Raw genomic sequence first — 13,266 nt, forward strand, 5'->3', positions numbered from 1 at the left:
CACTCAACGCCTCGATATCGCCGCTCAGCGTACGCGACGGAGCGCCACTCTGGCCTGCTCGTCCGCGGCACCCCGGTGCGGCCGTGCGGTGTCGCTTCCGTGGGGCGGAAGGAGCGTTGCGACCTTTCGGCACGCTCCCGGACGATGCGACCACCACGACAGACGGGAGCCGACCCCATGCCCCACACCACCGCGTTCGCAAGGAATCAGTGGTACGTCGCCGCCTACGGCCGGGAGGTCGGGCGCGAACTGCTCGGCCGGACGATCCTGGGCGAGCCGCTCGTGTTCTACCGCGCCGAGGAGGACGGCACCCCGGTCGCCCTGCACGACCGGTGCGTCCACCGCCGCTATCCGCTGTCCGAGAGCGGTCTGGACGGCGACCGGATCGTCTGCGGGTACCACGGTTTCACCTACGACCGGACCGGCGCCTGTGTGTACGTGCCGGGCCAGAAGCGCGTCCCGCGCACCGCGCGCCTCGCCTCCTACCCGGTGGTGGAGCAGGACTCCCTGGTGTGGGTGTGGATCGGCGACCCGGCCCTCGCGGACGCGGGGAACATCCCGCGGGCCCGGCATCTCGACTCCCCCGGCTGGGTCACGGTCCGGGGCATGGAGCCGATCGACGCCGACTACGGCCTGCTCGTCGACAACCTCCTCGACCTCTCGCACGAGACCTATCTGCACGGCGGCCACATCGGCACCCCCGAGGTCGCCGGGACGCCCATCACCACCGAGGTGGACGAGGGCACGGGCGTCGTCCGGGTGGGCCGGCACATGGAGGACGCCGAGTGCCCGCCGTTCTACGCCCGTTCCACCGGCATCACGGGCCGGATCACCCGTCGCCAGGACATCGAGTACCACGCGCCCTGTCTGTATCTGCTGCACAGCCGTATCGCGCCCGCCGGGGTCGGGCCCGAGGCGGACGGCAGCGACCCGCACGGTTTCCACACCGAGATCACCTACGCCATCACACCGTCGTCGCAGGGCAGGGTGTACGACTTCTGGGCGGTCTCCCGGAACTGGGCGACGGACGACGCCGAGGTCACCGAGTTCCTGCGCGGCAACAACCACGCCGTGGTGATGCAGGACGTCGACGCGCTCAACCTGCTCCAGCGCACCCTCGGCACCGAGCGCACCGGCTACCAGGAACTGAGCATCAACATCGACACCGGCGGCCTGGCCGCCCGCCGCATCCTGGCCCGGCTGGCCGAGGAGGGCGACAAGCCGGTGGAGAGGGTCCAGTGAGCGCGGCCGGCCCGGCGACCGGCGAGGTCTACCGCGTCGACTGGCAGCCCGGCACCGATCTGCTGCGCGGCATATGTCACTGCGGGGCAGGGCACACCGCGCAGGATCCGGTCGCGATGTGGGAGTGGATGCTCGGGCACCCGGAGGGCCATCGGCCCGGGGAGGACTCCCGGTGAGCACCTACGAGACCGAACTGGTCGTCGCGCGACGGGAGTTCGTCGCCGAGGGGACTCTCTCCCTCACCCTGCGCCATCCGCTCGGACGGCAACTGCCCGCGTGGGAGCCCGGCGCGCATGTGGACCTGCTGCTCGGACCGGCGCTGGCACGGCAGTACTCGCTGTGCTCGGACCCGGCGGACCGCTCCGCGTGGCGGATCGCGGTGCTGCGGGAGCGGACCGGCCGGGGCGGATCGGCCCATGTGCACGAGGAGTTGGGGGAAGGCGGCAAGGTGCGGGTGCGGGGTCCGCGCAACCGCTTTCCGCTGGAGCCGGCGCCCCGCTACCGGTTCGTCGCGGGCGGCATCGGCGTCACCCCGCTACTGCCGATGCTCGCGGCGGCCGAGGCGGCGGGCGCGGCATGGTCGCTGCTGTACGGCGGCCGGTCCCGCGCCTCGATGGCGTTCGCCGGGGAACTGGCCCGCTACGGCGACCGGGTGACCCTCGCCCCGCAGGACGAGACGGGTCTGCTCGACCTGGCCCCGGTGCTGGACGACGTCCCCGACGGCACCCTCGTGTACTGCTGCGGTCCGGGGCCGCTGCTGGACGCCGTCGAGGAGCGCTGCCCGGCGGGGCGGCTGCGGGTGGAACGCTTTCAGCCCATGCCTCAACGGGCGGGTCCGGACGAGCAGTTCGAGGTGGTGCTCGCACGCAGCGGCCGTGCGCTCACGGTGGCGCCGGAGGTGTCGGTGCTGGACGCGGTGCGTGCCGCCGGGGTCGAGGTGCTGTACTCCTGCACCGAGGGGACGTGCGGGACCTGTGAGACGGAGGTGCTGGAGGGTTCCCCGGATCACCGGGACTCGGTCCTCTCCGAGGAGGAGAGGGCGGCGGGTGACACGATGATGATCTGCGTGTCCCGGTGCCGGGGCGCCCGTCTGGTGCTGGATCTGTGAGCCGTCCGCCGGATCGCGGGGTCGGCTCCGGGGACCATGGGGCAGTGGATCAGGGGGTCAGATACGCCTCCACCTCACTGAACTGCCCCGCCGGCCAGCCGCTGTTGGCGCTGACGGTCAGCCTGAGGTAGCGCAGGTTCGTCCCGCTCGGCAGGGGCACGGTCGCGGTGTTGCCGGTGGCCGGGTCGAAGCGGTAGTCCTGCGAGCCGACGACGGTGGAGTAGGCGGAGCCGTCGGTGCTGCCGAGCACGGCGATGGTCTGGGTGCGGGCCCCCCAGGCCGAGGACGGCGGCAGCTTCAGCACCAGCCGGCGTGCCGCGTAGGCGGAGCCGAGGTCGACCGTCCAGGACTGCGGGAAGGCGTTGTTGGCGGACTCCCAGTACGAGTTCGCGTCGCCGTCGACCGCCTTGCCGGGCGTGTAGACGTCCTGGGAGCCGGTCGCGGTGGCCGGGCGGCCCTTGGCGAGATCGCGGTTCGGGTCGGGGTCGGGGTTGCCCTGGCCCGGCTGCGGCCAGCTGGAACAGTCCGACCAGGTGCTGCTCCAGCCGGAGTTGCCGCCGCCGTCGGTGAGGGTGAAGGAACCCGAGCCCGCCGGATAGGGGCAGTTGTAGAGGCCTGCGGCACCGACCTGGGTGGCGGTGACGTTCTGGAAGGCCGCCGTACCCTGCGCCTCGGCCTGGACGACGACCGTACCGGTGTTCCGCACGGTCGCGCCGGCCACGTTCACGTTGTTCACCGCGTACCCGTGCCCGCCGCCGGAGACGAACTCGAAGGCGCTGTACGGGCTGTCGGTGATCGTCGTGTCGGTGATGTTCACGGTGGCGTTGACGGCGCTGTCGTAGGAGTCGACGCGCAGGGCGCCCATCGGATGGCTCCAGTTGGGGTTCATCGCACCGGCACGGACCAGGGTGTTGCCGTCGACGGTGATGGTGCCGGAGAGCGGGGAGAAGGGATCGAGGAACTTCTGGTTGGAGATGGCGATACCGCTGCCGAGGGCGTTGGTGTCGGAGATCAGGTTGTTCTTCACGGAGAGGTCGGTACCGCCGTAGATCGCGATGCCGTTGGCGAGGTTGGGCTGGGAGATCGTGTTGTTCTCGAAGCTGGAGTCCGTGTCCGGGGAGTAGAGCGACCACATGGCGAGCGCGTCGTCGCCCTGGTTGCGCAGGAAGTTGTCGCGGACGACGACGCCCTTGGCGGTGCCGTTGAGGTTGATGCCGTCGGCCGTGGTGTCGAGGATGCGGTTGTTCTCCACCACGAGGTTGTCGTTGTCGCCCGTCAGCCACATGCCGCACTTCATGTGCTGGATCCACATGCCGGAGACGGAGGAGTCCGGGCCGAGGGAGCCGTTGACGAAGTTGTCGGGACTGGAGTCGACGCGTTCGGTGACCTCTCCGATGACCGCGAAGTCCTTGATGTGGACGTTCCCGGAGGAGCTGGACTGGTCGACGAAGCGGGACGTGTGCACGACCGAGTACCAGCTGCCGGCGCCCTGGAGGGTGACGTTCTGCACGCCGCTCAGGGCGGACGTGATGCGGTAGTCGCCGGGCGGGATCCACACGGTTCCGCCCTGGGCGGCGGCGATGGCGTCCCGGAAGGCCTGGGTGGAGTCGCCCGCGCCGGTGGGGTCGGCGCCCTTGGACACGACGGACACCGAGCCGGCGGGCTGCGTGGCAGCCGCCGCGACCTGCTCGAAGTCGGCGACGTCGACCGTGACCTGCGTGCTGGTGGCCTCGAAGGCGACCTTGTCGCCGGGCTGGACGTTCCGGCCCAGCAGCATCCGGGCGTTGTCGAAGAAGTGGTGCGTCTTGGCGCCGGCGATCCAGCCGGTGTCGATGTAGGAGTACTTCGACGTCACCGGGAGGGTCTGGGCGAGCCTGGTGCCGTTGACGTACACGTCGAGGGAGCCGGACTGGCCGTCCGGGACACTGTAGGCGAGGTTCACCGCGTCGGACGCACGCGGCACGGTGAACTCCACGCGCTGCCCGGCCGACAGCCGGACGGCCTGCCGCCCGGAGGCCTCCGAGGCGAGGGTGCCCTGGGTGTAGTCGGGGCCGATCTTCGTGCCGGTGGTGGTCGCCGACTCGGCCTCGACGGAGGTGAAGGGCAGGGTGGCGCCCGAGGCCGCGTGCGCGGCGGGAGCAACGGCGGTGAGCATGCCGGCGGCCAGGGCGACGACCGCCCCGACGATTGGCATGCGCCTGACATATCTGACGGTGCTGGTGTGCATGTGCTGATCCCTTCGGGGTGGGGGTGCGGGGACAGCTCGTACGCGGTCGGCTCAGACGCGCAGCCAGGCCGCCGTGTCCTGCGGGAGCCGGCCCGCCTCGTCCAGCGGGCCGCTGCTCAGCAGGAGTCGGGAGTGTGCCGGGAGCACGGCGGGCGTGGACGCGAGGTTCACCACGCACGTCGCTCCCCCGGCGCGGGCGAAGGCGAGCACGCCGTCGGGGGCGGGCAGCCAGGTCAGGGGGCCGTCGCCGAGGAGCGGGCGGGTGGCGATGGCCGCGCGGTGGAGGGAGAGCATGGAGTCGGGGTCCTGCTGTTGACGGTCGACTGCGTACGATGACCAGCCGGCCGGCTGCGGCAGCCAGGGCTCCTGCGTACTGAACCCCGCGTACGGCATGCCGCCGGCCCACGGCAGCGGCACCCGGCAGCCGTCCCGTCCGGGGGCGGCACCCTCCGATCGGAAGTACATCGGATCCTGTACGCGGTCGCCCGGGACCTCCGCCTCCGGCAGCCCCAGCTCCTCCCCCTGGTACAGGTACACCGACCCCGGCAGCGCCAGCGACAGCAGGGCGGCGGCACGGGCCCGCCGGGTGCCGAGGGCCAGGTCGGTCGGGGTGCCGAAGGCCTTGGCGGCGAAGTCGAAGGCGGTGTCCTCGCGGCCGTACCGGGTGACCGTGCGGGTGACGTCGTGGTTGCACAGCACCCAGGTGGCGGGGGCGCCGACGGGGGCGTGTTCGGCGAGGGTGGTGTCGATGGCGGCGCGCAGCCGGGCGGCCTCCCAGGGGCAGGACAGGAAGGAGAAGTTGAAGGCGGTGTGGAGTTCGTCGGGGCGCAGATAACGGGCGAAGCGCTCGGGGTCGGGGAGCCAGACCTCGCCGACGAACACGCCGCCGTAGGGGTCGGCGACAGCGCGCCAGGAGCGGTAGATGCCGTGGAGTTCGTCGCGGTCGACGAAGGGGTGCGGGTCCGGATCCGTGCCCAGGTCGGGCAGGTCCGGGTCCTTGGCGAGCAGCGCCGCCGAGTCGATGCGGACGCCGGCGACACCGCGCTCGAACCAGAAGCGCAGGATGTCCTCGTGCTCCCGCCGGACCGCCGGATGGGCCCAGTTGAGGTCCGGCTGCTGGGGGGTGAACAGGTGGAGGTACCAGTCGCCGTCCGGCAGCCGGGTCCACACCGGTTCGGTGGAACCGACGAACTGGGACGGCCAGTCGTTGGGCGGGAGTTCACCGCGGGCGCCGCGCCCGGGCCGGAAGTGGAACAGCTCGCGCTCCGGGCTGCCGGGGCCGGCGGCGAGCGCGGCCCGGAACCAGGGGTGCTGGTCGGAGAGGTGGTTGGGCACGATGTCGACGATCGTGCGGATGCCCAGCTCGCGTGCTTCGGCGATGAGTTTCTCCGCCTCGGCGAGGGTGCCGAAGGCCGGGTCGATGACTCGGTAGTCGGCGACGTCGTAGCCGCCGTCCTTCATCGGTGACAGGTACCAGGGGCTGAACCACAGGGCGTCCACGCCGAGTTCGGCGAGATACGGCAGCCGGGCGCGGACGCCCGCGAGGTCGCCGGTGCCGTCGCCGTCGCCGTCCGCGAAGCTGCGGACGTAGACCTGGTAGATGACGGCGGTGCGCCACCAGTCGCGGTCCCGGTCGCGGTCTTCCGGGGCATGGGTGGGCTGTCCCACGGGGCTTCACCTTTCTGTAGGCGGTGCGGCGGCGTCAGCCCTTGGTGCTGCCCGCGCTGATCCCGGCGATGATGTGCCGCTGGAAGACGAGGAACAGCGCCACCATCGGGATGCTGGCGATCACCATCGCGGCGATGAGCACGGTGAGTTGGATGTTCTGCGACAACTGGACCAGAGCCACGCTGATCGGCTGCTTGTCGGTGTCGGAGAAGACCATCAGCGGCCACAGGAAGTCCTGCCACACGGCGACCAGCGCGAAGATCGACACCACGCCGAGCACGGGCCGGGACATGGGCAGCACGACCGACCACAGGATGCGCAGCCTGCCGGCGCCGTCGATCTCGGCGGCCTCCAGGACGTCGCGCGGCAGTTGGTCGAAGAAACGCTTGAGCAGATAGAGGTTGAAGGCGTTGGCGACGGCCGGCAGCCAGATGGCGAGGGGGTCGTTGAGCAGGCTGGTGTGGATCAGTGGCAGGTCGGCGGCCGTCAGGTACTTCGGTACGACCAGGGCCTGCGCCGGGACCATGAGGGTGGCGAGGATGCCGCCGAGGATCACCTTGCCGAAGGCGGGCCTCAGCCTGGACAGGGCGTAGGCGGCGGCCGTGCAGAACACCAGCTGGAACGCCCAGGCGCCGGCGGCCTGTACGACGGTGTTCCACAGGTGCTCCGGGAGCTGCATCAGGTCCCAGGCGTCGGTGTAGCCGACGAGGTGCCAGTGGTGCGGGACGATCGACGGCGGGGTCTGCGCGACCTCGTCGGGGGACTTCATCGCGCCGGTGACCATCCAGTAGACCGGGAAGAGGAAGGCGAGCGCGAAGAGGACGACGACAGCCGTGAACACCGTCCAGTAGATCGCCTTGCCGCGCGGGCGGGCGAGGGTGGCCGGGGAGATGAGAGTGCGGGTGCTCATGCGCTGTCCCCCTCGGTGCGGGTGAGTCGCAGGTAGAGCGCGGAGAAGGCGCCCAGCAGGATGAGCAGCATGACGCTGAGGGCGCAGGCGCCGCCGAAGTCGTCGTAGAGGAACGCGTATTTGTAGATGAGGTAGAGGACGGTCACCGTAGCGCTCTCCGGGCCGCCTCCGGTGATGACGAACGGTTCGGTGAACACCTGCATGGTGGCGATGATCTGAAGGAGCATCAGCATCAGGATCACGAACCGGGTCTGCGGGACGGTGACGTGCCGGATGCGTTGGAGGAGGTTCGCGCCGTCCAGTTCGGCGGCCTCGTACAGCTCGCCCGGGATGGACTGGAGGGCGGCGAGGTAGATGAGGACGGTGCCGCCCAGGTTGGCCCAGGTCGCCACGATCACCAGGGAGACGAGCGCGGTGTCGGTGCCGTTGGACCAGTTCGAGGTCGGCAGGTGGACGAAGCGCAGCGCCTCGTTGGCGAGGCCGGCTCCGGGGTCGTAGAACCACTTCCACAGCAGGGCGCTGACCACCGGCGGGATCATCACCGGCAGATAGACCACGACCCGGAAGAAGGCCTTGGCGTGCCGCAACTCGTTGAGCACGAGGGCGAGTACGAAGGGGATGGCGAAGCCGATGAGCAGGGCGAGCAGGGTGAAGGTGAGGGTGTTGCGCCAGGCCGCGCCGAACTCGGGGTCCGCCAGGACGCGGGTGAAGTTGGCGGTGCCGACCCACTGGGGCTTCGAGCCGGGGGTGTACTTCTGGAAGGCGATGACGACCGCGCGGATCGCCGGGTACCAGGAGAACAGGGCGAAGCAGACGAGGCCGCCGAGGAGGAAGGCGTAGGCGCGGGCCTGGTCGATCAGCCGACGCCGTCTCCGGCCCCCTGCCGGGAGCGGCGGCGGGACCGGTCGGAGTGCGGCCTGCGCCGCGGGCCGCCGCTCGGCCGTCTTCGGCATGGCGGTCAGCTCCGGGCCAGGATGCTGTCGATCTTGCCGGACGCGTCCTTGAGGAGCTGGTCGATGTCGGCGTCCTTCTTGGTGAGGACGGCGGAGACGGCGGCGTCGAGGACGGAGTAGATCTGCTGGGCGTCCGGCGGCTCGATCTTCATCTGCAGGTGCTGGTTGCCGTCGAGGAAGGCCTGGTAGTTGCCCACCGGGACGTTGGCGTTGGCCTTCTTGGCCTGTTGGTCCTTGGCGTCGGCGGCGCCGGTGAACAGGCGCGGTTCGGGCAGGCCGACGGGGGCGTTGTGCTGTCTGGCGCGGGCGTAGTCGCCGAGGAATCCCGATCCGGGGGTGAGGAACATGTGGTCCAGCCACTTCAGGCCGGCGCGGATCTGGGCGGGCGTGTCGTGCTTGTTGAACATGTAGCCGTCGCCGCCGATGAGCGTGCCCTTGCCGCCGGGCATGGGGCCGATGGCGATGTCGTCGTAGTTCGCGCCCTTCTCCTTGACCAGGATCGGGATGTTGTCGGGGGCGGCGAGGTACATGCCGAGTTTGCCCGAACCCATCATCTGCTGGACGTCGTTGATGATCAGGAGCTGCTTGCTGCCCATGGAGTCGTCGGTCCACCGCATGTCGTGCAGGTTCTGCAGGACGGCGTGGCCCTCGGGGGTGTCGACGGTGGCCTTCCTGCCGTCGGCGCTGACGACGTCGCCGCCCTGCGCGTACAGCTCGGCGGTGAAGTGCCAGCCGCCCTGGTTCTGCGCGCTGTAGTCGGCGTACCCGACGGTGCCGCCTCCGAGGGCGGCGATCCTCTTCGCGTCGGCGCGGACCTCGTCCCAGCTGGCCGGGGGCTTGTCGGGGTCGAGGCCGGCCTTCTGGAAGAGCTTGCGGTTGTAGATCAACCCCATGCTGTATCCGGTACGCGGTATGCCGTAGACCTTCCCGTCGACGGTGTAGATGTCCCGCAGCTGCTTCTGGATGGTGTCGTAGGACTTCAACTCCCTGAGGTACGGCGTGAGATCGGCCGCCTGGTTGATGTCCACGACGTGCTTGGCGTCGGTGAAGTACGTGTAGAACACGTCCTCCATCTGGCCGCCGGCGAGCTTGGCGTCGAAGGTCTTCGGGTCCTGGCAGGGGAAGGCGTCGTGCGCGACGACGTCGATGTCCGGGTTCTGCTTCCCGAAGGAGGCGATGTCCGCCTCGAAGAAGCCGCGGTCGACCTCGGCGCTCTTGGGCGGCTCGCAGTTGACGGTGATGCGGGTCCTGCCGCTCGCCGACCCGTCGCCACCGGACCCGCAGGCGGTGGCGGTGAGGGCGAGGGAGGAACAGACGCCGATCGCGACGACGGTACGACGGAACCCGGTACTTCTCATCGTGGACCCCCATGTGGCACTCATGGCAGGAGCGGTGGGCGCCGCACACTCAAGCACCGCCGACATTCATACGCAAGATGTCGCGCGAACTCTGTAATTATTGAACAGCCAGTTGGATCTCGCCGGACTCAGTCGCGCGGGGCTTGCGCGGTCGAGCCGCGGACCACCAGCTCGGGCTCGAACAGCAGCTCCTCGGCAGGTACGGTGGTGCCGCCGATCCGCGCGTTGAGCAGCTCGACGGCCGCGCGGCCCATGGCCTCGATGGGCTGGCGGACGGTGGTCAGCGGGGGTTCGGTGCAGTTCATGAAGGCCGAGTCGTCGTAGCCGACGACCGAGATCCGCTCCGGGACGGCGTACCCCTTGCGGCGCGCGGCCCTGATCGCGCCGAGCGCCAGGGGGTCGCTGGCGCAGATGATGCCGGTGACCCCGCGGTCGATCAGCCGGGACGCGGCCGCGTGACCGCCCTCGATGGAGAAGATCGCCCGCGCCACGAACTCCTCGGGCAGGTCACCGGCGAGCGCGCGCGCGGCGGCCAGTTTGCGCGCCGAGGGCATGTGGTCGGCGGGGCCGAGAACCAGGCCGATGCGTTCGTGGCCGAGGGAGGCGAGGTGCCGCCAGGCCTGCTCGACGGCGACGGTGTCGTCGCAGGACACGCCTGGGAAGCCGAGGCGTTCGATGGCCGCGTTGACCAGGACGACGGGGATGTTGCGCTCGGCGAGCAGGCGGTAGTGGTCGTGCGGGGCGTCCGCCTGCGCGTACAGGCCGCCGGCGAAGACGACGCCGGAGACCTGCTGGTGCAGCAGCAGGTCGACGTAGTCCGCCTCCGAGACGCCGCCCTTGGTCTGTGTGCACAGCACCGGCGTCAGCCCGAGCTGGGCGAGCGCGCCGCCGATGACCTCGGCGAACGCGGGGAAGATGGGGTTCTGCAGCTCGGGCAGGACCAGGCCGACGAGCCGGGCGCGTTCGCCGCGCAGCTGGGTGGGGCGCTCGTAGCCGAGGACGTCGAGAGCCGTCAGCACCGCCTGTCGGGTGGCTTCGGAGACCCCGGGCTTGCCGTTGAGCACCCGACTGACCGTGGCCTCGCTGACCCCGACCTTCTTCGCCACTTCCGCAAGTCGTCGCGTCATATACGCAAGGCTAGCGCAAGTTACGCAAGTCATTTGCGGAATCGTCCCGGGGGCCACGGGAAGGCGCGGGGAGGTGTGTCCCGGCCCGGCGCCGCCGGCGACCTGAACGCCGGCGGTGCCGGGTCAGTCCTGGGCTGCCGGTACGACCGTGAGGTGCGGCGCCGTGCTCCGCTGCCGGCGCGGGCGGCGTACGGGCGCGGCGGCCCGGCGGGTGTCGCGCAGGACCATCGTGAGGCGCCGGTAGCCGAGCTCCCGCAGGGTCTGCGGCGTCTCGTCGACGATCCGGCACTCGGTGGGACCCCGGCGCGGGTCGGGGTGGAGCAGCAGCCGGACGGCGCCGTCGATCCGGGTCCCGGCCTCGCCGACGGCCCGCATCCAGTGCGGCAGGCCCTGCCGGTAGGCGGCCTCCATGATCGGGTCCAGGGCGATGTCCCGGCGGACCGCCTGGAGTTCGTGATCGTGGCCGTACGTCTCCAGCGCGGCCCTGAGGTGGGCCAGCATCGGCAGGCACCAGCCCGGCTCGTGCTCGCCGAGGACCTCGCACGCGTCCGGGTGGAAGAGCACGAACCTGAGGAAGTTGTCCCCGGGCATGGCCGTCGGGTGCGGGCGCACGCCGCGGAAGAGCGTCGCGTACGCGGAGTTGGCCATGACCACGTCCCAGCGGTGGTCCACGACCAGGGAGGGCAGGGCGAGGGACTCCAGGAGCGCGGCGTAGTCCTGGAGATACGCCTGGGTTTCGCACGTCTCGGGGACGGGCCGCGGTGCGGGCCGCCGCCCTCCTGCCTGATGTGCCATCGGGAGGTCACCCCTCTTGCCTCTGCGGCCTTGACGCGGCCCCTGCGATCCTGCGACTTCGGCAAGTGGGATGTCAACTATCGTGGCATTTCTTGCCTGTTGACGGCTGAAATTCGCCACAGTTGTGGCGACACCTGGATGTGAGTTCGAGGCACCGGCTAATCTCCGGGAAGTTCACGGCGGCCGCTCGCGAGACGCACGGACGCATCGGAAACCCTCAAGAGACGTAGGAGTTCTGTCGGTGACGGATGGCTACGAGGATCCGGGCGCCGCGGCGACCGCCCAGCTGCCGGCCGTCGTCGCCCGCGTCACCGCGCTCGCCGACCGGCTCGGTGTGGCGCACGCCGAGATCTTCGACGTCGGACGGATCTCCGTGGCCTGCGGCGTCCCGGAGCCGGTGGTCAGAGCCCTGCTCAGCGGCCGGCCGGCGGGCGAGCCGGACGTCCAGGCACGTTTTCTGCAGCGTCTGGGCCTGCTGCGCCGCACCCGGCTGAAGCCCAACGGCCGCAAGTACACGCAGCAGGAGATCGCCGACGGGGCGGCCATGTCCCGGCAGCAGGCCGGCGCTCTCATCAACGGCGACCGGCGGCCCACGATGGAGCACTGCGACGCGCTCCAGCGCTTCTTCCGGGTGCACGCCGGTTTCCTGACCGCGGAGGACCCCGAGGCACTGGCGGGCGCACTGCAGCGCACCGAGCAGGAACTGCTGCAGAAGCTCGCCGACCGGGAGCGGGCCGCCGCCTCGGCCGCCGAGGATCCGCTGGAACGGCTGCTGCAGGACCACGGGGTGCGCGGGATCGCCTGGCGGGCCGCGCAGTTGCCGACCGACCAGCACCGGGACAAGGTCGCGGAGTGGCTGGACATGCTCTTGGAGAGCGTCAAGCGGCCCGAGTCGTGAACCGGGGGAGGACAGTGGGCATCGGCAGGGACATGCGCCGGCTGTGCGGCGAGCTGGTGGGCGGGCTGACCCTGCCCGTGCCGGCACCGCCCGAGGAGCTGTACCGCGCGCTGTGCGCGGCGATGAGCCGCCGCCGGGGCCGCCCGGTGAACTTCCGTACGGCCGCCTTCCCGTCCGGCACGGCGAGCGGACTGTGGCTGGATCTGACCGACCGCGACGTCGTCGTCGTGGAGGAACGCACCGCCCCCGGGCACCAGTTGGTGATCCTCGGCCACGAGCTGTGGCACATGCACGCCGACCACTGCGGGCACCACGTCGACGGGGTCGGGGTCGCCACGCGGCTGCTGGAGGACGACACCGACCAGGCCGCGTTGCAGGCCGCGGTGCTCCGGGTCGCGGCCCGGACCCGCTTCGACCTCGCCGAGGAGCGGCAGGCCGAGACCTTCGGTCTGCTCCTGGCCAGCAAGTGCCGCACCTGGCTGGGCGATTCGGCCCTGCGCGGCCCGGGCCGGCGCGACGACGTGGCCGGCCGTATCGAGGCGTCCCTGGGCTATCCGGGGCTGCAGGGCTGAACGTCAGGCGCCGCGTCGTACACGGTGCCGCTTCCAGGGGACATACCGGGTCCGGCCTGCGCCGAGCGGGGGATCCTGGGCGCAGCCGGACGGCGTTGTCAGTGGCGGACGGCAAGCTGGTGAGGTGCGCAGCAGAGCGCGCGACCGTGACGCCTACCCGGGGAGAGCCGACCGATGCCCACCGCCGTACTGACCGACCGTGAGCGCACCGCCGTACAGGCCTACCTGCGGCTGCTGCACACGGTGCGCGCCGCCTTCGACGGGCCGCCGGACGACGGCCGGCCCGCCCTGGTGCCGCCCGCCGTGCTGGCCGAGGCCGAGCAGGCCCTGGCCCGGGCGGGACTCGCGGGCAACGAGGAGCAGTTCTTCCGCCTGCTGCGCCACTGGTGCCCGCCGACCTGACCGGGC

Annotated in this window: 13 protein-coding genes; 6 read left to right on the top strand and 7 right to left on the bottom strand. The window is 70.9% G+C overall.

Going from position 1 to position 13,266, the window contains the following annotated elements:
- The first annotated feature begins 177 nt into the window (after window positions 1-177).
- The 3 genes from ADK64_RS26285 to ADK64_RS26295 are packed head-to-tail and all read left to right on the top strand — an operon-like array spanning window position 178 to window position 2,350.
- On the top strand, window positions 178-1,242 hold the full coding sequence (locus ADK64_RS26285) for an aromatic ring-hydroxylating dioxygenase subunit alpha (RefSeq protein WP_053662600.1): 1,065 nt from the start codon (window positions 178-180) through the stop codon (window positions 1,240-1,242).
- Window positions 1,239-1,418: a hypothetical protein gene (locus ADK64_RS26290; protein ID WP_053662602.1), complete on the top strand. Its 180-nt coding sequence runs from the start codon at window positions 1,239-1,241 to the stop codon at window positions 1,416-1,418. Before ADK64_RS26285 ends, ADK64_RS26290 begins: the two co-directional genes overlap by 4 nt.
- Window positions 1,415-2,350 (top strand): PDR/VanB family oxidoreductase, encoded by a 936-nt coding sequence (locus ADK64_RS26295; protein ID WP_053662603.1) that lies wholly within the window; start codon window positions 1,415-1,417, stop codon window positions 2,348-2,350. Before ADK64_RS26290 ends, ADK64_RS26295 begins: the two co-directional genes overlap by 4 nt.
- Window positions 2,351-2,399: 49 nt before the next feature.
- Here the strand turns inward: ADK64_RS26295 and ADK64_RS26300 are convergent, their stop codons facing one another.
- The 7 genes from ADK64_RS26300 to ADK64_RS26330 all read right to left on the bottom strand — a co-directional run bounded on the left by ADK64_RS26300 (window position 2,400) and on the right by ADK64_RS26330 (window position 11,388).
- Window positions 2,400-4,577 (bottom strand): glycosyl hydrolase family 28-related protein, encoded by a 2,178-nt coding sequence (locus ADK64_RS26300; RefSeq protein ID WP_053662605.1) that lies wholly within the window; start codon window positions 4,575-4,577, stop codon window positions 2,400-2,402.
- A gap of 51 nt (window positions 4,578-4,628) precedes the next feature.
- Window positions 4,629-6,245, bottom strand: a complete 1,617-nt coding sequence (locus tag ADK64_RS26305) for a glycoside hydrolase family 13 protein (protein WP_053662607.1) — start codon at window positions 6,243-6,245, stop codon at window positions 4,629-4,631.
- 34 nt (window positions 6,246-6,279) lie between these two features.
- Window positions 6,280-7,155, bottom strand: a complete 876-nt coding sequence (locus tag ADK64_RS26310) for a carbohydrate ABC transporter permease (RefSeq protein ID WP_053662609.1) — start codon at window positions 7,153-7,155, stop codon at window positions 6,280-6,282.
- Complete coding sequence (locus ADK64_RS26315; RefSeq protein WP_053662611.1) at window positions 7,152-8,108, bottom strand: carbohydrate ABC transporter permease; 957 nt, start codon at window positions 8,106-8,108, stop codon at window positions 7,152-7,154. Before ADK64_RS26315 ends, ADK64_RS26310 begins: the two co-directional genes overlap by 4 nt.
- A 5-nt stretch (window positions 8,109-8,113) precedes the next feature.
- Window positions 8,114-9,466, bottom strand: coding sequence for an ABC transporter substrate-binding protein (locus ADK64_RS26320; RefSeq protein WP_053662613.1), 1,353 nt, complete (start codon window positions 9,464-9,466; stop codon window positions 8,114-8,116).
- A gap of 128 nt (window positions 9,467-9,594) precedes the next feature.
- The gene (locus ADK64_RS26325; RefSeq protein WP_199829712.1) at window positions 9,595-10,593 is read right to left on the bottom strand and encodes a LacI family DNA-binding transcriptional regulator; all 999 of its coding nucleotides are present in this window, start codon (window positions 10,591-10,593) and stop codon (window positions 9,595-9,597) included.
- 123 nt (window positions 10,594-10,716) lie between these two features.
- Window positions 10,717-11,388: a hypothetical protein gene (locus tag ADK64_RS26330; RefSeq protein ID WP_053662617.1), complete on the bottom strand. Its 672-nt coding sequence runs from the start codon at window positions 11,386-11,388 to the stop codon at window positions 10,717-10,719.
- 241 nt (window positions 11,389-11,629) lie between these two features.
- Here ADK64_RS26330 and ADK64_RS26335 point away from each other — a divergent pair, with 241 nt between their 5' ends.
- The 3 genes from ADK64_RS26335 (at window position 11,630) to ADK64_RS26345 (ending at window position 13,260) form a co-directional block, all read left to right on the top strand.
- Entirely contained in the window at window positions 11,630-12,286 is a 657-nt protein-coding gene (locus ADK64_RS26335) for a helix-turn-helix domain-containing protein (protein ID WP_053662619.1), read from the top strand.
- A gap of 32 nt (window positions 12,287-12,318) precedes the next feature.
- Window positions 12,319-12,858, top strand: a complete 540-nt coding sequence (locus tag ADK64_RS26340; RefSeq protein WP_053662829.1) for a hypothetical protein — start codon at window positions 12,319-12,321, stop codon at window positions 12,856-12,858.
- Window positions 12,859-13,032: 174 nt separating this feature from the next.
- Window positions 13,033-13,260 (top strand): hypothetical protein, encoded by a 228-nt coding sequence (locus ADK64_RS26345; RefSeq protein ID WP_053662620.1) that lies wholly within the window; start codon window positions 13,033-13,035, stop codon window positions 13,258-13,260.
- Window positions 13,261-13,266 lie beyond the last annotated feature (6 nt).

This window comes from Streptomyces sp. MMG1121, from assembly GCF_001280015.1.
In the GTDB taxonomy this organism is placed as follows: domain Bacteria; phylum Actinomycetota; class Actinomycetes; order Streptomycetales; family Streptomycetaceae; genus Streptomyces.